Genomic DNA, 19,573 nt, shown 5'->3' with positions numbered 1-19,573 from the left:
CCCCGTCTTTTTTTTATGCTGACATTGATGAATGTAATAGACGATTATATGCTTTGTAGGCTGTAACGACTGCGATGAAAGAACCGATTAAAAACAATGCTGAGCCGCCAAATGTAAATAACCGGCCAATATACGTTTCTCTAGCTTCTTCTATTTTTTGTTGTAATTGTGTATCCATCTTTGATCACCCCGTAAACGATAGGCATTTAGTTATAGTCTATGTAGAATGCCTATAGTGTGTGAAGTGTAAAGAAAAAAACTCGGTATGCACCGAGTTTTTTATAATCCGATATATGAAGATGGATCAACTGCGTTTGTCTTGCCGACATTCCATTCTCCAAGGTGAAGTTCGAAGTGTAAATGTTGCCCGTATGATTGGCCAGTATTCCCCATGAATCCAAGTTGAGTGCCTTGTTTTACAGTTTGTCCATTTGATACAGAACGGCTACTCATATGTGCATATACTGTCGTGTATGTCTTTCCGTTTATACGGTGAGATAAGTACACAACATTTCCGTAACTAGATGAGAATTCCGAGCGGATAACTACACCATCTGCAGCAGCAATAATTGGAACCGTTCCCGAAGCGGCAATATCGATACCTTTATGGTTATCTAAAGAACGTGTACCAAACCCAGAAGTTTTTGATCCAGCTGCTGGTTTAATAAAGCCGCCAGTATTTGTATCGTGTGGCGGTGAAGCTGCTTGAGCTTTTTGAGCAGATGTAGTAGCTTGTTTAGCTTCTTCTGCCTTGCGGGCTTCCTCGGCTTTACGAGCCTCTTCTGCACGTTTTTCTTCTTCAATTGCTTTTTGAACAGCTTGACGCTGATTTTCTAAAATGCCTTTTGATTCTTCTAGTCCTTCAATCTCTGAATCTACTTTTGCTACTTTCGTATGTAGATCATTAATAAATGATTGTTGCTGTTGCTGGTTTGTTTGTAGCTCTTGTTGTTTTTGGATTAATCTTTGTTCGGCCTCTTTTAGTTGTTGTTCTTTTTTCTCAACAGCCTCTTTTTCTGTCGCCACAGCATTTTGATCGGTTGTTTGTTTTTTCACAATATCTGTATCATTGTTTAAAATTAAACTGACGGAGTACATATTATCAATAAGGTCAGCAATGTTTGCAGAGTTTGTTAATACCTCTGTAATGATGTTTGTACGTGGTTTTTCTTGCATAGATTGTAATCGTTGTTTAATAACTTCCTGACGTGTATCTATGTTTGTTTGTAATTGTTCTATATGTTTCTTTTTGTCAGCAATTACTTGTTGTGTTTTGCTAATTTCTTTTTTTGTATCGTTTAATTCAGCCTCGTTTTTATTAATAGAAGTAGTTAATTCGTCGATTTTTTTCTGTAAATCTTGGATTTCTTTTTCTATTTGTTCTTTCTCAGCTGATTTATTTTGTAAGTCATTTTGTTTGCCGTCTAATTCTGATTGTATATTCGATAATTTATCTTGATTTGTTTCAGCGTATACGGGTGAAAGTAATGGGGAAGCAAAAATCGTTCCTGCTGCTAAAACACTAAACGCTGCAAATTTCTTTTTCATGGTTGTCTGGCTCCTTTCCCTATGAATGTTATATATCATAAGAAGAAGTGTGTCTATCGTTGTAATCATAATGTAAAGAAAATTTTATAAAATTGCTAAGTTTTGTCGGAATTTATCATTTTTCAACAGTAATTGTCATGAAAGTTATATTTTTTCACATATGAAATAAAGGTATATTTAGGTATTTTTATAAAATAAAGGAATAAACAGAATTGTTGTATATAGCGAAAAATTATGTAGGGAGTCAATTAAACACTAGTAAGGAATCGTTCTCATGTTAGGTTTTCTGACATGGGTTTTATTTTTGTCAAGAAAATTATTTGCGTTCGGGAAAAGTTATTTTGTTGTCAGATTTAATTTTTTGATTTATGATTTTTAACAGGGACAAAATGTAGTGAATTGTCGAATAATATATAATACTCTTAATTTCTTAGTTTTATAGAGATAGAATGAGGGATAGAGTGATACATCGAAGAGGGGGTTACAACAAATATGAAAAGAATAGGACTTGCATGGCAAATATTAATAGGTCTTGCGTTAGGTATTGCAGTTGGTGCGATTTTCTTTGATAATCCAGCAGTTGCGAAGTACTTACAACCAATTGGTGATGTTTTCATCCGATTAATTAAAATGATCGTTGTACCGATTGTTGTAGCAAGTATTGTTGTTGGGGTTGCTGGTGTTGGCGATGTTAAGAAGTTAGGTCGACTAGGCGGAAAAACAATTATTTACTTTGAAATTATTACAACACTTGCAATTGTTGTTGGTCTATTAATAGCGAACATTTTCCAACCTGGAAAAGGCGTTGATATGGATAAGTTAACAAAAACAGATATTTCTAAATATACACATACGACAGAGCAAGTACAAAGTCATTCGTTTGCGGATACGTTTGTAAATATTGTTCCGACGAACATTATGAAATCATTAGCTGATGGTGATATGCTTGCTATTATTTTCTTCTCTGTATTATTTGGTTTAGGTGTAGCAGCAATTGGTGAACGTGGTAAACCAGTTCTACAATTTTTCCAAGGTGTAGCAGACGCAATGTTTTACGTAACGAACCAAGTTATGAAGTTTGCACCATTTGGTGTATTCGCATTAATTGGTGTTACAGTTTCTACATTCGGTTTAGCTTCATTAATTCCGTTAGGGAAATTACTAATTGTAGTATACGGAGCAATGATCTTCTTCGTTGTAGTTGTCTTAGGACTTACAGCGAAAATATTTGGAATTAACATTTTCCAATTCTTTAAGATTTTAAAAGACGAGCTGATCTTAGCGTATTCTACAGCAAGTTCAGAAACAGTTTTACCGAAAATCATGGAGAAAATGGAAAAGTTCGGTTGTCCGAAAGCAATTACATCTTTCGTTATTCCGACAGGTTATTCATTTAACTTAGATGGATCAACTTTATATCAAGCAATTGCGGCTATTTTCTTAGCACAAATGTACGGTATTGATTTATCTATTTCTCAACAAATTACATTATTACTTGTATTAATGGTTACATCAAAAGGTATCGCAGGTGTACCGGGCGTATCATTCGTTGTATTATTAGCAACGCTTGGTACAGTAGGTATTCCAGCAGAAGGTTTAGCCTTTATTGCAGGTATTGACCGTATTCTAGATATGGCTCGTACAGCAGTTAACGTTGTAGGTAACTCTTTAGCAGCTGTAGTTATGTCTAAGTGGGAAGGTCAATATGACGCTGAAAAAGGACAAGCCTATTTAAAAGAGATATCTGAAAAGGGTCAAGCAGCTTAATTATAATATGAACAAGCTCTCACATAATATATGTGGGAGCTTTTCTATATATAGAAGAGGAGCGGGCGTAATGAAACGTAAATATGGTGACGGTTCTTCGTGGAAGCGACTAATAGAGAAGGATTATATGGTTAAGCAAGTAGAAGAGGGCATGCTAGGAATACTGGACATAAAAAAGGTGAGAGAACCTAGTTATAAAGAATATGATGGTAAAGAAATTTGTGTCGCAGGTAATGAGTATACGTGGATTCAGTATTTCATAAAAGGGAAAAACTTTGCGATTACAGCTATGTTAGATAATAAGGGGAATTTAGTACAATATTATATTGATGTGACGAAAGAATACGAAATAGACGACCGGGGTTTACCGTATTTTGATGATTTATATTTAGATGTAGTGCTATTGCCGAATGGTAAGATGTATGTATTGGATGAAGATGAGTTAGAGGACGCTTATAAAAATGGTGATGTTACAAAGGAAGAATATGAATTAGCCTGGCAAACAACGAAATGGATCATGGAAGCGATAAACAATAGTGAATTTTATTGGATTTCAATATTAGATAAAGAAATCGAAAAGTTAAAATGATTGGTGTATTCATATTTTTGTATAATTACCAAAAAAATCTATACAAAAAATAATTGACTTTTGTTTTGTAAGCGAGTAAAGTTAGGGAAGAAATTATTATTAAAAAATAAATATGAAACCTTCTTATAAAGAGAGGCGGAGGGACTGGCCCTACGATGCCTCGGCAGCGGACTCGATTTTAGAGTGCTGTGCCAAATCCAGCAAGCATGTGCTTGAAAGATGAGAAGAGCGTTCCTTATAGATGTATAAGACCTCTTCTCGTTGGAAGAGGTCTTTTGTTATTCATTAAAAAAAAGGTTGAAACTAGGGAGAGATGGTACTTTGAAAGAAACGAGAGGAAATGGTTTAGCTTTATTACCACTTGGGATATTTTTAGCGCTATTTATTGGTTCTGGAATTATTACGGGTGATTTCTATAAATTGCCGATACTTGTAGCGATTTCAATTGCTGTAGGAATTGCTTTGGTGATGAATCGTAAAGAAAGTTTTAATGTGAAAGTAGAAAGATTCGCTAAAGGTGCAGGAAATCCGGATATTATGATTATGGTATTAATTTTTGTACTTGCAGGTGCATTTTCTGAAACAGCAAAAGGAATGGGCGGAGTAGACTCAACTGTTAATTTAGCGTTAACTATTTTGCCACCAGGATTTATCGTAGCTGGAATTTTTGTTATAGGTGCGTTTATTTCATTAGCGATGGGAACTTCAATGGGAACAATTGCAGCGTTAGCACCGATTGCTGTAGGTATTAGTGGACAAACTGATATCTCAATTGCACTTACGATGGCTACTGTTGTTGGTGGAGCGATGTTTGGTGATAATTTATCATTTATTTCAGATACAACAATCGCAGCTGTTCGTTCGCAAGGAACAGAAATGAAAGATAAGTTTAAAACGAACTTTTTAATTGTATTGCCAGCTGCTATTATTACAATTGTACTATTAGTAATAATTACTTCAGGAAGTGATACGCAGGTTAAAGCTCATAGTTTTGATTGGATAAAGATTTTACCGTATGCAGGAGTACTTATTACCGCGCTACTTGGCTGGAATGTACTTATTGTGTTAACTGGTGGAACTGTATTATCTGGCGCTATCGGTCTTATAGATGGAAGTTACACGTTGGAGAGTTTCTTTAAAAGTGTAACGACTGGAATGGGCGGTATGATGGAGTTAGTATTACTTGCTATTTTAATCGGTGGTATGGTTGAACTAATTCAATATAATGGTGGGATTCAATATTTAATGAATCTTTTAACGCGTAATATTCGTTCGAAAAAAGGCGCAGAGTTCGGTATTGCTGGTTTAGTGAGTATGACGAATATGTGTACAGCGAATAATACGATTTCAATTATCTTTACAGGCCCGCTTGCGAAAAACATTGCAGATCAATATGAAATTGATCCCCGTAAATCAGCAAGTGTATTAGACCTTTTCTCATGTTGTGTGCAAGGATTAATTCCGTATGGTGCTCAAATGTTAACTGCGGCAGGGTTTGCTGCTTTATCTCCGATTGAACTGTTACCGTATGCATTTTATCCAATTTTAGTTGGGGTATGTGGAATTGTTTCGATTTTGATTGGATTTCCGAAGTTTTCGAAAGTGGCGGAGAAAAAAGAGTATCATAAAACAGCATAATTTGATATGAATGATAACTTTAGTAATTGAAACCGTGCAGAGAATATTCTCTGCACGGTTTTTTTTGTGTGGTAAAAGAGTGAATCATCCTATTCTACCTTATGTTTTTTACAGAAGGCTGAATGTATCTCGGTCTTAAGTCTGAGTTGAAAACGGTTCTTAAGCTCGTTATGGAAAAATGAAAAAATAGTTAAGATAAGAGTATCAAATCGAAGGGAGGCAAGCACAAGATGAAACAATTTCTAGCGTTTATCGCGGCCGGTATTTTGGCTTTAATTGCTCTTGGTAGTCTTGCTGGTATTGTAGGATTCGCAATCGGAGCAGGAGTTGTGTACTGGAGCTATAAATCATTTGTGCGAGCTAAATCATTTTTTGGAAAGCTAGCTTGGGGCATTGTTGGTTTAATCGGTTTATCCATTGCACTTTCTCATTCACCAGCATTAATTGGTATCGCTGCATTGGTAGTTTTGTACTACGGATACCGTGAATGGAAAAAAGAAAAAGATGTAGTTGTTGATTCAGCTTCAGAAAGTTCTAAACCATATAGCAACTTTGAAGATGAGTGGAACAAATTAATGAAAAACTAAAACAATAAACCAATAAAACAATAAATTATAAATAAAGTAGAAGAGAGGAAGATTTATAATGAAACAATCTTTATTCGGACGTGTACGCGATGCAATTTTAGCTGATTTTCATAATGTGTTAGATGAGAAAGAAAGAAAAAATCCAATTGCAATGTTAAACCAATATTTACGCGATAGTGAGCGTGAAATAACAAAAATTGAGAAGTTAATTCAGCGTCATAAAACATTAAAATCTAACTTCGCTCGTGAGCTTGAGCAAGCACGCTATTTTGTTAACAAAAGATCAAAGCAAGCTATCATTGCTCAAGAAGCAGGCGAATTACAACTGCATGAACGTGCATTAGAAGAAGTGGCGTATTATGAAGGGCAAGTAACTCGCTTAGAAGAAATGTATGCTGGTGTTGTAGAGCAAATTGATGAGTTAGAGCGTCGTCTTTCAGAAATGAAAAATAAATTAAAAGAAATGAACGCAAAGCGTATGGAATTAATGGCTCGTGAAAATATGGCGCATGCAAACCGCCGTATGAATACTGCTATTCATAAAATGGATGAAAATAATCCGTTCTTACGATTCGAAGAAATTGAAGATCACATTCGTGACATAGAGCTTCGTATAAATGAAGAGCATGAGCGTGATACATTTGATATGAAAATTGCAAAGCTTGAGCGTGAAATGAAAGAGAAAAATGAAGTATCGTTAACGAAAGAAGTAACAAAATAATTGTAGTATATTATAAAACAGGCTTATGATATAGTGATAGGAGAAAAGGTGTTGGAAAGCAATGCCTTTTCTTCTATGTATATGTGACAAGGAGGGGGGAGCTGAAATGAAGAAGCGCTTTTCAAAAACACAATTAATGGGGATGCTCCTCATCATATTTGGATTCGGTCTATTTCTTGATATGATACTTGGACATTTTGAACCAGGTGGTCTAATTTTTGCATTTATTATGCTTATGTTTGGAAGACATTATCGAAAGAAGAATCGTTACGTAAGAGGGAATGTATTTTTATTTGTCGGTGGTATAGTATTCTTATTCTTCTTATTTTCATCAGCAGCGTTTGTACTTGTCGTATTTGCTTGTTTAGCTTTAATTGGTTATCAACTGATTCAACAAGGACATCAGCAAAAAGTAATGAAATTTGAAATTAAAGAAAAGGGATATATAGATGAAGAAAAACAAATATATCGTACAGAACCGTATATAAAAAATATGTTCGTAGGTAATGTACGAATGATGGATCATATTTATGAACTTGAAGATATTAATGTCCAATATGGTGCTTGTGATGTCGAGATTGATTTAACAACTGCTATGATTCCGGAGGGGGAAACGGTAATTGTTATTCGAGGTGTCGTTGGTAACATTCGTTTATATGTACCGTATGATATTGAATTGTCTTTAAATCATTCTGTAATTGTTGGGCGGGTACTCCTGCCAGGGCATGAAGAAACAGGTTTTAATCGTAATGTTACATTTAGAACAGAACAGTATAAAGAAGCTCCTCGTCGTATAAAAATCATTTCTTCACTTGTAGTAGGTGATACGGAAGTGAGGAAAGTATAATGAAAAAACAAAAAAATATTTCGTGGATGTATATTCGTTATTCGATGTTATCCTCAGTGAGTATCGCACTTATTTGTACAATTGTGTATGTATGGAAAAGCGAGCAACAAGTTTACGATTTATTATGGGAAGAATCCATCGCTTCTGTTCCAATTGGCTTGTTTATTATGAGCACAAGTCTCCTTATCGGGGGGATTATAGGATATGCAATCGGCTATTATATTGAGCAGCGTATACAAGGATTAAATACGTTTCTATTTGAAGTAGAACGAGGGAATTTTCCGAACGATGTTTCATTTACTGCGGATGATGAATTCCATGAAGTGGAACGAAAAGTAATCGGCCTTGCTCGTCGATTAGAGGAGCAAGCGGGATTATTTCAAAAAGTAACGAATGAACGAGCCCATTGGAATGAAGAGATGAGGCAAGAGGCGATTTCTCAAGAAAGGCATAGATTAGCAAGGGAACTGCATGATTCAGTAAGTCAGCAGCTTTTTGCAATGTCGATGATGATGTCAGCCATTAATGAACAAGTAGCTGAAATTCCAGACACGACAAAAAAACAATTACAACTTGTTGAAAATATGGTCGTAAATGCACAATCAGAAATGAGAGCATTGCTCTTACATCTACGCCCAGTACAGTTAGAAGGTAAGAAGTTAACAGAGGGTATAGAAGAATTATTAACAGAACTGTCTAGAAAGCAACATATGAAAATTGAATGGTTAATTGAGCCAATTGAATTAAAAAAAGGTGTAGAAGATCATTTATTCCGTATTGTACAAGAAGCTCTATCAAACACGTTACGACATGCGAAGGCAAAGAAAACGGAAGTACGTCTTCGTAAAATAGATCAATATGCGATTTTAAAAATTATTGATGACGGTGTTGGCTTTGAAGTGGGAGTGAATAAAGCGGGTTCATACGGTTTACGATCAATGCAAGAGCGTGTTCATGAAATTGGTGGAACATTAAAAGTACTTAGCTTTCCGGCAAAAGGTACGCAAATTGAAGTGAAAGTGCCAATTATGATTGAGAAAGGGGGAGAATCATGATAAAAGTATTACTAGTTGATGATCATGAAATGGTTCGAATGGGAGTATCAGCATATTTATCAACGCAGCCAGATATTGAAGTAGTTGGTGAAGCTGAAAATGGAAGAAAAGGTTCAGAGCTAGCGTTGCAATTAAGACCAGATATTATTTTAATGGATCTTGTTATGGATGAAATGGACGGGGTTGAAGCGACACGTGCTATTATTCAAGAATGGCCAGAAGCAAAAATTGTAGTTGTAACGAGCTTTTTAGATGATGAAAAGCTATATCCTGTTATCGAGGCAGGAGCGACAAGTTATTTATTAAAAACATCCCGAGCAAGTGATATTGCAGACGCTGTAAGAGCTACTTATGATGGAGAAACGGTATTAGAGCCGAAAGTTACTGGCAAAATGATGTCTCGTATGCGCCAGAAAAAAGAACAACCTTTACATGAGGAGTTAACAGAAAGAGAGTCTGAAATTTTGTTATTAATTGCAGAGGGGAAAAGTAATCAAGAGATTGCAGATGAGTTATTTATTGCCCTCAAAACAGTAAAGACACATGTGAGTAACATATTAAATAAGCTAAATGTAAGTGATCGTACACAGGCGGTTATTTATGCATTTAGACATCAATTAACGAAATGATAAAGTGAAACTTTAATCAGTGGGGGGTTATTCCTACTGATTATTGGCCTTCACCAATCGGGCTTTTACGGGCAGTTATCTCCCGCTTACCTTCCTCGTATTCGCTGAATTTTGAGGGGGAGTCTTACTGCCCGTTAATGCGGGGGAAAGTGAAATTTTTATCAGCGGGGGAGATTCCTCGCTGATTATTAGCTTGCATCAATTTGGATTTGGCAGTAAAATCGTTGCATCTTTTTATTGACGATAAATAATGTAAGCGTTATCATTAAGTTGTTAACAGTACATACAGAGGGGAGAATGTATATGTTAGTTCAAACTATATTCGGAATGGATAAGTCTAAAAAATTAGGGGACTATGTGAACGCATTACAAGCGCTTTGTGAACAATATAATGTTGAAACAGATAAAATTGCAATTATTGAGGCGAAAGAAGAGTATTATTTATTTTTAGTAAAGCAAGAAGATTGCTATGATGTTGTCAAAGTAGAGACAGTTGATACAAATATTGAATATTATACGAAAGCGTATAAAATAAGCAGTTTTAATCATACTGCTTATCAAATGTAAAAAAACGCCCTTTCGGGAGTTTTTTTAGGATGCTTTTGCTTCGCTGGATTCGGTTAGTAGGGGAACTTTTTTCGCACCGCTTAGCTTAGCGATAGTAAGGCCGATAAGAGCTCCGGCTAATGCTGGTACTAGCCAGCCTATTCCTTCATTATATAAAGGGATAAATTCAAAATAGGGTGTGATAAATGAAACTGGAATACCGCCTTGTTTTAATCCGTCAAATACGCTCACAACTGCTGCCCCGAATAAAGCACCTACATAAACAGATCGATAACCGCCGAAATATTTATGTAGTAACGATAGGAGAACGAGTACAATCGCAATTGGATATACAACAAGTAGAATTGGAACAGAGATGGCGATAATTTTTGTTAAACCTAAGTTAGCAACTAGTAACCCTAATGCGCAAATGATACTCGCGAATGCTTTATATGAGAATGTAGTCAATAATGTTGCGAAATATTGACTGCATGCAGATACGAGTCCAACGCATGTCGTTAAGCAAGCGAGTGTAACGATAAGAGACAATAGAAGAAGACCATATGGACCGAATAGTTGTTGTACGATAACAGTAAGTAGCTGTCCACCATTTTTTGCGTATCCGAGAGAGACGCTAGTCGCACCGAGCCAGCCAAGTGCACCATATACAAGTACGAGTCCGGTAGCAGCAATAAATCCTGCTTTTGCTGTTGCAATGGCAATGGTTTTACGATCATTCACACCTTTAGAGCGAATGGCATTTACAACGATAATCCCAAATGCAAGTGCTGAAATAGTATCCATCGTTAAATATCCTTCCATAAAACCTTTGAAGATTGGGGAAGTTTGATATTCTTGCATTGCTTGTCCGGATTGCCCAAGTGGTGTAAATACACTTTTAACAAACAATAAGAAAATAGAGAGTAATAAAATAGGTGTTAATATATTTCCGATACGGTCAACAAGTTTAGATGGATTTAAACTAAGCCAAAATACGATAGCAAAGAAGATGACTGTGTATAAAAATAACGCTAGGCTACTAGAGCGAATTGTTTCTGGTAAGAAAGAACTAACACCCATTTCGTAGGCGACGTTAGCGACGCGCGGAATCCCCATAGATGGACCGATTGCAATATATACAACTACGGTAAAGAAAATTCCGAATAATGGGTGAACATGACTTGCAAGTTGTTGCATACCGTTTCCTGATAAAGAAATTGCAATAACAGTTAATAAAGGTAAGCCGACTCCTGTTAGTAAAAATCCAATCATTGCAGGCCAAAAGTTTTCACCTGCATTTTGTCCAAGCATGGGAGGGAAAATTAAATTACCTGCCCCAAAAAATAAAGAAAATAGCATAAGACCTGTGAAAAAAATATGTTTTTTTGATACAGTGTTCATTGTTTTTTTTCCTCCTTTTTTAAAATTCATTTGTAAGAACACAAAAAACTCGCCCCTAAAGAAAGGGACGAGTTATATTTACCCGCGATACCACCCTAATTTATACATGTAGAAATAAATCTATATGTATACGGCTTTGCAACGTACAACATGATACGTGTTCCTTGTAACGGGGGACAGCCGGTAAGAACTTACTGTAACATTCGGTTCTACTTCTCGGAGATGATTTTCGGCTACGCACTGAACGTTGGCTTTCAGCAAATCGCCAACTCTCTGGGGAACAGTCCGATAACGTACTCGTTCTCGTCAATGAATTTTAGTTCAAGTATTCTGACAGTATTGTTGCATGTTTTTTTTTGAAAGTCAATATGTTTTTTGAAAGATATATTTATATGCGGAAATATCAAAGATGATATTTGTTATTGTGAAGGAAATGATGAAGTGTAAAACGGGGGTGAATAGTTGTAGAGAATTGTAAAATTTGTAGAGAAAGTTGATATTTATAGGAGTAAAGAAGGTATTGATAGAATTTACAGAGAATAATAAAACAATCCACTTGCTGGAAAGAACAAACCAAAAGAGGTGACTGAAATGCTTGCGATGGGAGTATTATTTGGCATTATTGCTATAATTGGTTTTATGTGGTTATATTATTCGCGTTCGTTTAAACAAGCAGAAGTTTTACTCTTTCAAAAAGGTAGTTTGTTGACAAATCAGTCTAGATATTTAGTATGTCCGAAGTGTGGGAGTGCACAGGCCAGAAGTGGAGGATATCAAGAGTGTTGCAAAATTAGATTATGAAAGAAGGAAGCCTCACATTCATTTGTGAGGCTTCCTTCCTTACAATTTCCTGCCGCTCCAAATTGTCCACCGATCTCTTTCAATAATAGGAGAGATGTTTTGTAATGCGATTTGGATATGATGTAGAAGTTGAGCAAGCTCATGATCTGTTAATTCGTATAGAATGGATCGTCCGGTTCGAGGAGATAAGTCTTGTAGTAATGCTGCTACAGAATCGTGTATTTTTCGTACTTCCCATTGTGTTTGCGAAGGGAACACGTGAAGAGAATGCTTTTGTAATTCTTGCTGTATAGTAGCAGTTTTTGGTCTTCTTTTTGATTCGATTTCAATGAGTTTTGGAAATACCGAGAAAAAATATCCGCGAATGTGTTCAGGGCTTCCTGGAATTGTACAATCTTCAATGGTTCGATCTTGTAAAATAAGTACACCGTTTTTCTTTAATATACGAGAAGCTTCACGTAAAAATGTAGGAATGTCTTGTAAATGATGAATAACTGCGCGCGAAATAACTATGTCGAATGTTTCATCAGGATATGGGATGCTATGTGCATCACCGTGAACGAATGAAATGTTTGGAAAGCCGCTACAATTTTCTTTTGCAGCTTGTAATATCTCTTTTGAAAAATCAAGTCCAACAACATTTTTGGCTCCCATAAGAGCAAGTTCTTTCGTGTAAATACCACCGCCGCAGCCTATGTCAATTATTTGTTTGTTTTGTATATCTGTAATGTTTTTTATCATTTCCTCCCAAGAAACATGGGCATTTCTAGTTGCATATGTGTACTTATTATTTGCATCATGAAAATTAATGGACATTGTAAAATCCTCCCTTCAGTGTATAGTATAGCTTATTTAATATGATCTCATGTTTTTGTTTCTTATATGAAGGTTATAAGGATTTCTTATTAGAAAAGAGGGATTGAGTTGAAAGTGAAGTATGTAATGGTTTTATGTGTGATTTTACTAGCATCGTGTGGTCAAGCAGAACAAAAGAAAGAAACGAAACAAGTAGAGGAGACGGTGAATGAAGTGGAAGAAACAATAGGGATAACTGTTATACAAAAAAAACATAAAGAGAAAAAGTTACAGGAGTCAGAAGTTAAGGCCGTAATAGATATTATAAATAATGCGGAAAAACAAGAAATAACAGGTAGCTTTGGTGAACCTGAATATGAAATACAAATTAGTAGAGATGGGAAAAAAGAAACGTATTATGCATGGTTAAGAGGAGAAGATCGACGAGGCTGGCTGCAATATAAGAAGGCTATGTACATGTTGAACGAAAAAGATACGGAAAAACTTTTGTCTATATTTCCAAAGATTCCAGAACAAAAAGAAGACGAGATACAGGTTGACCCTTTAACAGAAGTAACGAAAAAAGATTTGCAGATTACAGCGTTTCATATTAAAGCAGGGGATCAAAAAATGAATTATAAGGTACGTTATACGATTTCGCAATCACTTTACAACAAGTTAGCACAGGAACAAGAATATTATTTGCAATTGATTTTCCCGGAAAAGGTTCAAAAATTAATTGGAGCAAAAGAGAGTGAAATGATTTCAGGTGAAAAAGTAAAGGAGGGGTATAAACAGTATGAATTGAATGTTACTGTTCCGATAAAAGATGCTTCATTATCCCAATTAAAAGCATTAGAAACATATTATGAAAATTATGATTTGAAAATATTAAATAATAAAAAAGAAAAAATAGGCGTTTTTCAAAATATCATTCAAATTGTTAAAGAGTATGGTGAAAAAATGGATTTACAAAGATAAAGTGAATAGGAAAGTCTATATGGACTTTCCTAGGAAATGATAATAGAGAGGGGAGAGAATCCCCTCTCTATTACTTTGCTTTTGCAGATGGCTCATTTATGGATTTTCGTGTAATAAGAAATGAAATCATAAGAGCGGATAGAATCATAAGAGCGATGAATAAGTGATTTGGCAACAAATCTAATAATAATAGGTAGCTAACGGTATAAAAAATAAGAGTTGAGGCTAAGAAAGAGAGAGCACCTATAATGAGAGATTGTAATTTCATTTGTATCTACCTCCTTTCATTTGTATTTTTGTCTAAAAATGGATGATATAAACATTATTTCTAAGAAAAGAAAAAAATGTGTCATAATAGAGAATAGAATAAACTGAAATGGGTGCATATAGCTCATTTCAATAAGATAAAGGAGAGGGACATGAGAAATAATAAAAAAGGATTATGGGGAATTATTGTTGCAATAGGGTTATTTTTACTATCTAAGCTAAAGTGGGTATTCGCAATCTTTAAATTAGCAAAGTTTTCAACTGTATTTAGTATGTTTCTATCACTTGGTGCATACGCAGTTATATATGGTTGGAAATTTGGAGTAGCACTTGTTTATTTGTTATTTGTTCATGAAATGGGTCATTTATGGGCGGCAAGAAGAAAAGGGATACCTACATCACCGGCAATCTTCATTCCATTTATGGGGGCTCTTATTGGAATGAAAGAGATGCCGAAAAACGCAAAAGATGAAGCGTATATTGCTTATATGGGGCCTCTTTTCGGATTACTTTCATTTTTACCGGCTATTCCACTTTATATGATCACGAAAGAGCCGTTTTGGGCACTTGTTATTTTGCTTGGAAGTATGATTAATTTCTTTAATTTAATTCCCGTTTCACCGCTAGATGGTGGCCGGATTATTTCAGTTGTAAGTACGAAAATTTGGGGAGCAGGGCTTGTTTTATTGCTAGGCTATTCAATTTACTTTAAAAGTATTTTGGGAGGATTTATTTTCATTATCGGCTGTATGGAACTATATAGAGTAATAAAGAGAGATGAGCCGATTAAAGAATTAGGTTATAGAATTGATGGAATGAAAGAATATGTTGCTAAGCTTGAAGAGGAACTAAAAGAAACTGGTGCTGTGCATCGGACTATATACATGATGCATCATGAGATGAATGTATTAAGACAAAGAGAGCATGAAAAAGAATTAAAAACAGGGGAACTTCAAAGAATGGAAGTGTTAGAGCATCTTTTGCCGAAGTTTGAGCCGCTAGACTATGTTCCATATGAGGATGAAAAAGACGAGTATACAATTCACATCAGGGAGGCATTTGAAGTAGCGGAAAAACAATTAAATGAATGGGAAAAAGAAAAAGTACAAAAAGAAAACTATTATAAAGTTGATGCGAAAACGAAATGGACAGTATTCGCTTGTTATATCGGATTAATAGCTATACTTGGTTATACAGCTTATGAAGGTTATATTGTTTTACAGGAGCATTTGCCAAGGCGAAATGTGTAGAAAAATAGTGTCGAAATGATAGGAAGAATTTAAACAGGAATTGTATTTCTACGAGCGAATGATAGAAGTGAAACACTCTATTGTAATATTCATAGTAGAAAAGGAGTTCTGTATATGAGGAAATTGCTAAGTGTGTTCAGCATTATAATCGTGATGATCATTGCGAGTTATAGTCTTATGAAAGTGCTATTACATTATGCGAATAAGCCCGCTGGGGTAAATACAATAGCTCAAATAGAAGCGGTACAAGAAGAGACAAAAGTGCTTGATTTTATTCGTACGACACATGAAAGTTATAATAATTTCTTAAATTATGGTAAGGCAGAGAATTATACAGACGGGGACTGGAACCATTTAAAGAAATGGTTTCAAGAACAAGAATCATCTTTAAAAAACATACATACAGAAATAAAAAATGAAAAGATCAAACGTGATGTAAATAGAAGTTATGAAATTGTAAAAAAAGGTGTGGAGCTTCAAAATATTGAGTATGTAGTTTATGCCCATCGTGTATACCATGACTTAGATATTATCGTAAATAAATATAGAGGCGAAACGAACATCTGGGGGTATACAGAATTTGGAGATGGGAAAGATATAAGGGTAATTGAACAAGCAATACAGTCCAAATAATAAGCTAGCTAGCATTCTAGTTGGCTTATTTTCTTTTTGTAAGTGCAATGTTCATATATTTTTCACAAAAACACCGTGTTAATAGTGATTAAAATCACAATGTGTATAATACAATTCAGTTAAACTAAAAACAGTTAAGGAAATAGAGGAGTGGGATACAATGTTAAGTGCAAAAACAATTGAAATCGTAAAATCAACAGTACCATTATTACAAGAAAAAGGCGTTGAAATTACAACGAGATTTTATCAAATTTTATTTGAGGAACATCCGGAGTTATTGAATATTTTCAACCACACGAATCAGAAAAAGGGAAGACAACAACAAGCGTTAGCAAATGCTGTTTATGCAGCTGCGATGTACATTGATAATTTAGAAGCAATTATTCCAGTTGTAAAACAAATTGGTCATAAGCATAGAAGTTTAGGTATTAAAGCGGAACATTATCCGATTGTGGGTACATGTTTACTACGAGCGATTAAAGAGGTCGCAGGTGCACCTGATGAAGTTTTAAATGCATGGGGAGAAGCGTATGGAGTCATTGCTGATGCATTCATTAGCATTGAAGCAGAGATGTATGAAGAGGCTGCACATAAAGAAGGTGGATGGAAAGATTTCCGAAACTTTGTAGTTGTTAAAAAAGTGAAAGAAAGTGACGTTATTACATCATTTTATTTAAAACCTGAAGATGGCGGGAAAGTTTCTTCATTCATCCCAGGACAATATGTAACAATTCAAATAAATATTGAAGGTGAAACATATACACATAATCGTCAATATAGCTTATCTGATGCTCCTGGAAAAGAATATTATCGTATTAGTGTAAAAAAAGAAGAAGGTGTAGATACACCAGGTGGTAAAGTATCTAATTACTTACATGATCATGTAGGGGAAGGAGATATTCTGCCAGTAAGTGCACCAGCGGGAGATTTCGTATTAAATATGGATTCAACATTACCAGTTGTACTAATTAGTGGTGGAGTAGGTATTACACCGATGATGAGTATGTTAAATACGTTAATTGAACAAGACTCAAAACGTAATGTATATTTTGTTCATGCAGCGATAAATAGTACTACACATGCGATGAAAGAACACGTTAAGGCAGTAGACAATGAATACGAACAAGTTAAAGCATACACTTGCTATTCTGCGCCGACTGAAAAAGATTTGGAAATAAAAAACTTTGATAAAGAAGGATTCATTGAAGGTGAATGGTTACAAACTATTATTCCGACAACTGAAGCAGAATTTTATTTCTGTGGTCCAGTGCCATTTATGAAGCATATAAATACTGCACTAATTGATTTAGGTGTGAAACAAGAGCATATTCATTATGAATTTTTTGGTCCAGCAGCAAGCTTACAATAGGGTGAGTTTGAATAAGCAAAAAACGAGGTATTATTTTACCTCGTTTTTTATTTGTTCTCTTAACAGCCGATTTACTGTTTCACGGCGTATACCTATCAGTTGACCAATTTCAGTTTGCGTTAATATTTCATATATAGGAATGTCACCTAAATATAGTGTGAACCACTCTTGTAAACGATGAAGACGTTCTTTCGGAGAGACAGTTGACAATTGGTCAATCCGCTGTTGCATCATTCTTAGTTTCGATTGTAATTGCATAGCGATGTCGGCATATGATTTAGGGTTTGCTTGAAGTCTATCGTACCATTCGCTACTAGTAATCGGTTCAACTTCTGTTTTTATTAAAGCAATAGCAGTACCGTGATATTCCTTCGGCGAAATTAAAGAATGGTGAGGTATCGTTTCACCTGGAACGATAATGTTGAATAGAAATGGTGTTCCGTCTTCTTCTAGTCGAACCACTTTTAATAAACCTGTTTTTATAAAATATAAAGGACCGTCCTCGCCTTGACGGAATAGTACATCTCCTTTGTGTAGAATCAATATTAGCCCCCCATTTAAACATTTCTAGTTTTTCTATTTTAGCGTATATGTATAAAGACAATATGCTATTTAAACAGCAATTTCATTGACGAAATGTATGCTATTACAGTAGTATACTATTTAGTGTGTAATAGTACTAGCAATGAATACGCTGTAGGGGGTTTAGTATATTGTTAGATGCGATGAAGATGACGGATATGAGAATACCGGCGAATGCTATCATTCATGTAGAAGAGATGAAAGGTGGAGTCGTTCTATCCGTTGAAATAGACGGCCAAATTATTTATACGATGGCCTATGATGAAGAAACAGATAGTTATGCTGAATTATATGATCGAAACGATAAGAGGGCGTGCCAAGTACATGAAGACTTTATGGGATGGTCACTTCTTCACTAAAAAGATGTCAATATGACATCTTTTTTTATTGAATCGATAGATTATACAAGGAAATGAAATAAAAGGATAAAATTTGTAATAAATGATTTTGCATTGTTAGCACTTTGTAACTGCATGCGAACTGTTTTTTCGCTATCATAAAGATAACAGTCGCAGCTATAGGAGTGATCAACTTGAAGAAGGTACATATTTCAAATTTTATGCTATTAAGTGTTTGTTTAGTTTTATTTGTTCTCCTAGGAGCTTTTTTATATTCATGTGTATAAAAAAACGCATTCTAGAAAGAACGCGTTATAAAAGTGAAGTAATGATTAATCTAGTTCCAAGAATTATTAATGTGATACGTAATAAATTAATTACGGCATTACCGCTTAATTTTGTATTAATATAAGCCCCGATTTTTCCGCCAATCCATGCACCAGGAATAAGAATTAATGCATAAGTCCAGCTAACATTTCCAAGAGAGATGTGAGTTGCAGAACTTACAATTGCTGATAAAAATACGATAAACATCGAAGTTGCCACAGCAATGTGTGCTGGGAATGCAAAAAGAAGCATCATCGCTGGAACAAGTAAGGCACCGCCACCAATTCCAAATAATCCAGATATAAACCCAACTATAAAGGCGATAAAGATAGCAAGAAACGGTGGGAATTGATAGTGTACAGTATTTCCTTTGTTATCTGTAAAAGACCGCTTAATGACAGACATATTTGATAAGGAAAGAGGTTTTAATTTGTCTCGTAGCATAAGAAGAATGGAGACGAAAATAAGGAAAATCCCAAAATATAAAGAAAATGTATCTTGGTTTAAAAATTTATTTGCCCATGATCCGATAATACCACCAGGGCCACTCCCGATAAATAAAATAAGTCCACTTTTATAATCCACCCGTTTATGCTTCATATACGTAAGGGTGGAAGCCAGTCCTGTAAAAACGACTGTTACCATAGAAGTTCCTACTGCGAGTTGTGGTGATAAACTGTGTAATCCAATTAATAACGGAACGATAATAATTCCGCCCCCAAGCCCAACTAGGCTCCCGACGGTCCCGGCGATTAATCCGATGAAAAGTAACATGATGTATTCCAAAATTGCCAACTCCTCTATATAACTTGTCCATCAATTATTATACACGCTTTTTAATAAGAAATAGGCTTGTTCACAAAAAAGTCGTCTTCCTAGAAAAATAAGGAAGACGACTTTTG

Annotated in this window: 22 protein-coding genes, 1 riboswitch and 1 other annotated feature; of the genes, 15 read left to right on the top strand and 7 right to left on the bottom strand. The window is 35.2% G+C overall.

Annotated elements, in window-relative coordinates:
* Nucleotides 1-13 precede the first annotated feature (13 nt).
* Together JDS95_RS07665 and JDS95_RS07660 are read right to left on the bottom strand one after the other, a co-directional pair.
* On the bottom strand, nucleotides 14-178 hold the full coding sequence (locus tag JDS95_RS07665; protein ID WP_000380940.1) for a hypothetical protein: 165 nt from the start codon (nucleotides 176-178) through the stop codon (nucleotides 14-16).
* 101 nt (nucleotides 179-279) lie between these two features.
* On the bottom strand, nucleotides 280-1,548 hold the full coding sequence (locus JDS95_RS07660; protein ID WP_000726073.1) for a murein hydrolase activator EnvC family protein: 1,269 nt from the start codon (nucleotides 1,546-1,548) through the stop codon (nucleotides 280-282).
* Between the two features lie 492 nt (nucleotides 1,549-2,040).
* On the opposite strand from JDS95_RS07660, the gene gltP reads away from it, so the two are divergent.
* The 9 genes from gltP (at nucleotide 2,041) to JDS95_RS07615 (ending at nucleotide 9,948) form a co-directional block, all read left to right on the top strand.
* On the top strand, nucleotides 2,041-3,315 hold the full coding sequence (gene gltP, locus JDS95_RS07655; protein WP_000821124.1) for a glutamate/aspartate:proton symporter GltP: 1,275 nt from the start codon (nucleotides 2,041-2,043) through the stop codon (nucleotides 3,313-3,315).
* Nucleotides 3,316-3,385: 70 nt separating this feature from the next.
* Entirely contained in the window at nucleotides 3,386-3,904 is a 519-nt protein-coding gene (locus JDS95_RS07650) for a ribonuclease FAU-1 family protein (RefSeq protein ID WP_000824638.1), read from the top strand.
* A gap of 120 nt (nucleotides 3,905-4,024) precedes the next feature.
* A riboswitch (SAM riboswitch) is annotated at nucleotides 4,025-4,130 on the top strand.
* A gap of 95 nt (nucleotides 4,131-4,225) precedes the next feature.
* Nucleotides 4,226-5,542 carry a Na+/H+ antiporter NhaC family protein gene (locus JDS95_RS07645; protein WP_000665472.1) on the top strand — a complete coding sequence of 439 codons (1,317 nt, stop codon included), beginning with the start codon at nucleotides 4,226-4,228 and terminating at the stop codon, nucleotides 5,540-5,542.
* Nucleotides 5,543-5,772: 230 nt separating this feature from the next.
* Nucleotides 5,773-6,129, top strand: a complete 357-nt coding sequence (locus JDS95_RS07640) for a lmo0954 family membrane protein (RefSeq protein WP_000808637.1) — start codon at nucleotides 5,773-5,775, stop codon at nucleotides 6,127-6,129.
* Between the two features lie 58 nt (nucleotides 6,130-6,187).
* The gene (locus JDS95_RS07635) at nucleotides 6,188-6,850 is read left to right on the top strand and encodes a PspA/IM30 family protein (RefSeq protein WP_000814140.1); all 663 of its coding nucleotides are present in this window, start codon (nucleotides 6,188-6,190) and stop codon (nucleotides 6,848-6,850) included.
* A gap of 106 nt (nucleotides 6,851-6,956) precedes the next feature.
* Nucleotides 6,957-7,697: a cell wall-active antibiotics response protein LiaF gene (gene liaF, locus JDS95_RS07630; RefSeq protein ID WP_000745641.1), complete on the top strand. Its 741-nt coding sequence runs from the start codon at nucleotides 6,957-6,959 to the stop codon at nucleotides 7,695-7,697.
* Nucleotides 7,697-8,752, top strand: a complete 1,056-nt coding sequence (locus JDS95_RS07625) for a sensor histidine kinase (protein ID WP_000744314.1) — start codon at nucleotides 7,697-7,699, stop codon at nucleotides 8,750-8,752. The genes liaF and JDS95_RS07625 overlap by 1 nt, the downstream gene beginning before the upstream one ends.
* Entirely contained in the window at nucleotides 8,749-9,381 is a 633-nt protein-coding gene (locus JDS95_RS07620) for a response regulator (RefSeq protein WP_000598709.1), read from the top strand. The genes JDS95_RS07625 and JDS95_RS07620 overlap by 4 nt, the downstream gene beginning before the upstream one ends.
* 228 nt (nucleotides 9,382-9,609) lie before the next feature.
* Nucleotides 9,610-9,948, top strand: a complete 339-nt coding sequence (locus tag JDS95_RS07615) for a DUF3922 domain-containing protein (RefSeq protein WP_134853365.1) — start codon at nucleotides 9,610-9,612, stop codon at nucleotides 9,946-9,948.
* 24 nt (nucleotides 9,949-9,972) lie between these two features.
* Here the strand turns inward: JDS95_RS07615 and brnQ3 are convergent, their stop codons facing one another.
* Nucleotides 9,973-11,328 carry a branched-chain amino acid transport system II carrier protein BrnQ3 gene (gene brnQ3, locus JDS95_RS07610; protein ID WP_033661247.1) on the bottom strand — a complete coding sequence of 452 codons (1,356 nt, stop codon included), beginning with the start codon at nucleotides 11,326-11,328 and terminating at the stop codon, nucleotides 9,973-9,975.
* Nucleotides 11,329-11,388: 60 nt separating this feature from the next.
* Nucleotides 11,389-11,647, bottom strand: a binding site (T-box leader).
* 272 nt (nucleotides 11,648-11,919) lie between these two features.
* Here brnQ3 and JDS95_RS07605 point away from each other — a divergent pair.
* Nucleotides 11,920-12,129, top strand: a complete 210-nt coding sequence (locus JDS95_RS07605; protein ID WP_000880630.1) for a hypothetical protein — start codon at nucleotides 11,920-11,922, stop codon at nucleotides 12,127-12,129.
* Between the two features lie 39 nt (nucleotides 12,130-12,168).
* Here JDS95_RS07605 and JDS95_RS07600 read toward each other — a convergent pair whose 3' ends face one another.
* Nucleotides 12,169-12,945, bottom strand: a complete 777-nt coding sequence (locus JDS95_RS07600; protein ID WP_000026268.1) for a class I SAM-dependent methyltransferase — start codon at nucleotides 12,943-12,945, stop codon at nucleotides 12,169-12,171.
* A gap of 108 nt (nucleotides 12,946-13,053) precedes the next feature.
* Here JDS95_RS07600 and JDS95_RS07595 point away from each other — a divergent pair, with 108 nt between their 5' ends.
* Entirely contained in the window at nucleotides 13,054-13,905 is an 852-nt protein-coding gene (locus JDS95_RS07595) for a YhfM domain-containing protein (RefSeq protein ID WP_000865659.1), read from the top strand.
* Between the two features lie 70 nt (nucleotides 13,906-13,975).
* On the opposite strand, the gene JDS95_RS07590 is transcribed toward JDS95_RS07595, so the two are convergent.
* Nucleotides 13,976-14,173, bottom strand: coding sequence for a hypothetical protein (locus JDS95_RS07590; protein WP_000776282.1), 198 nt, complete (start codon nucleotides 14,171-14,173; stop codon nucleotides 13,976-13,978).
* Between the two features lie 151 nt (nucleotides 14,174-14,324).
* Here JDS95_RS07590 and JDS95_RS07585 point away from each other — a divergent pair, with 151 nt between their 5' ends.
* From JDS95_RS07585 to hmpA, 3 genes are all read left to right on the top strand, one after another.
* Nucleotides 14,325-15,422, top strand: coding sequence for a site-2 protease family protein (locus JDS95_RS07585; RefSeq protein WP_199690357.1), 1,098 nt, complete (start codon nucleotides 14,325-14,327; stop codon nucleotides 15,420-15,422).
* Between the two features lie 114 nt (nucleotides 15,423-15,536).
* Nucleotides 15,537-16,055 (top strand): hypothetical protein, encoded by a 519-nt coding sequence (locus JDS95_RS07580; protein ID WP_001228785.1) that lies wholly within the window; start codon nucleotides 15,537-15,539, stop codon nucleotides 16,053-16,055.
* 160 nt (nucleotides 16,056-16,215) lie between these two features.
* On the top strand, nucleotides 16,216-17,424 hold the full coding sequence (hmpA, locus tag JDS95_RS07575; RefSeq protein ID WP_000947324.1) for an NO-inducible flavohemoprotein: 1,209 nt from the start codon (nucleotides 16,216-16,218) through the stop codon (nucleotides 17,422-17,424).
* 30 nt (nucleotides 17,425-17,454) lie between these two features.
* On the opposite strand, the gene JDS95_RS07570 is transcribed toward hmpA, so the two are convergent.
* Nucleotides 17,455-17,967: a Crp/Fnr family transcriptional regulator gene (locus JDS95_RS07570; protein WP_000600584.1), complete on the bottom strand. Its 513-nt coding sequence runs from the start codon at nucleotides 17,965-17,967 to the stop codon at nucleotides 17,455-17,457.
* A gap of 170 nt (nucleotides 17,968-18,137) precedes the next feature.
* Between JDS95_RS07570 and JDS95_RS07565 the strand changes: the two genes are divergently transcribed.
* Nucleotides 18,138-18,365, top strand: coding sequence for a hypothetical protein (locus JDS95_RS07565; protein ID WP_000883004.1), 228 nt, complete (start codon nucleotides 18,138-18,140; stop codon nucleotides 18,363-18,365).
* A gap of 291 nt (nucleotides 18,366-18,656) precedes the next feature.
* On the opposite strand, the gene JDS95_RS07560 is transcribed toward JDS95_RS07565, so the two are convergent.
* On the bottom strand, nucleotides 18,657-19,457 hold the full coding sequence (locus tag JDS95_RS07560; RefSeq protein ID WP_000455752.1) for a sulfite exporter TauE/SafE family protein: 801 nt from the start codon (nucleotides 19,455-19,457) through the stop codon (nucleotides 18,657-18,659).
* Between the last annotated feature and the right edge of the window lie 116 nt (nucleotides 19,458-19,573).

This window comes from Bacillus cereus group sp. N24 (genome assembly GCF_016483345.1).
In the GTDB taxonomy this organism is placed as follows: Bacteria; Bacillota; Bacilli; order Bacillales; family Bacillaceae_G; genus Bacillus_A; species Bacillus_A toyonensis.
The sequence above is the reverse complement of the archived record's forward strand: the minus strand, read 5'-3'. Positions and strand labels throughout refer to the sequence as shown.

Excerpts from the sequence above, each read along its gene's own strand:
- JDS95_RS07605 (WP_000880630.1), top strand. The coding sequence starts at position 11,920 with ATGCTTGCGATGGGAGTATTATTTGGCATTATTGCTATAATTGGTTTT.
- JDS95_RS07665 (WP_000380940.1), bottom strand. The coding sequence starts at position 178 with ATGGATACACAATTACAACAAAAAATAGAAGAAGCTAGAGAAACGTAT.
- JDS95_RS07640 (WP_000808637.1), top strand. The coding sequence starts at position 5,773 with ATGAAACAATTTCTAGCGTTTATCGCGGCCGGTATTTTGGCTTTAATT.
- JDS95_RS07585 (WP_199690357.1), top strand. The coding sequence starts at position 14,325 with ATGAGAAATAATAAAAAAGGATTATGGGGAATTATTGTTGCAATAGGG.
- JDS95_RS07635 (WP_000814140.1), top strand. The coding sequence starts at position 6,188 with ATGAAACAATCTTTATTCGGACGTGTACGCGATGCAATTTTAGCTGAT.
- JDS95_RS07620 (WP_000598709.1), top strand. The coding sequence starts at position 8,749 with ATGATAAAAGTATTACTAGTTGATGATCATGAAATGGTTCGAATGGGA.
- brnQ3 (WP_033661247.1), bottom strand. The coding sequence starts at position 11,328 with ATGAACACTGTATCAAAAAAACATATTTTTTTCACAGGTCTTATGCTA.
- hmpA (WP_000947324.1), top strand. The coding sequence starts at position 16,216 with ATGTTAAGTGCAAAAACAATTGAAATCGTAAAATCAACAGTACCATTA.
- JDS95_RS07600 (WP_000026268.1), bottom strand. The coding sequence starts at position 12,945 with ATGTCCATTAATTTTCATGATGCAAATAATAAGTACACATATGCAACT.
- gltP (WP_000821124.1), top strand. The coding sequence starts at position 2,041 with ATGAAAAGAATAGGACTTGCATGGCAAATATTAATAGGTCTTGCGTTA.
- JDS95_RS07590 (WP_000776282.1), bottom strand. The coding sequence starts at position 14,173 with ATGAAATTACAATCTCTCATTATAGGTGCTCTCTCTTTCTTAGCCTCA.
- JDS95_RS07580 (WP_001228785.1), top strand. The coding sequence starts at position 15,537 with ATGAGGAAATTGCTAAGTGTGTTCAGCATTATAATCGTGATGATCATT.
- liaF (WP_000745641.1), top strand. The coding sequence starts at position 6,957 with ATGAAGAAGCGCTTTTCAAAAACACAATTAATGGGGATGCTCCTCATC.
- JDS95_RS07625 (WP_000744314.1), top strand. The coding sequence starts at position 7,697 with ATGAAAAAACAAAAAAATATTTCGTGGATGTATATTCGTTATTCGATG.
- JDS95_RS07650 (WP_000824638.1), top strand. The coding sequence starts at position 3,386 with ATGAAACGTAAATATGGTGACGGTTCTTCGTGGAAGCGACTAATAGAG.
- JDS95_RS07660 (WP_000726073.1), bottom strand. The coding sequence starts at position 1,548 with ATGAAAAAGAAATTTGCAGCGTTTAGTGTTTTAGCAGCAGGAACGATT.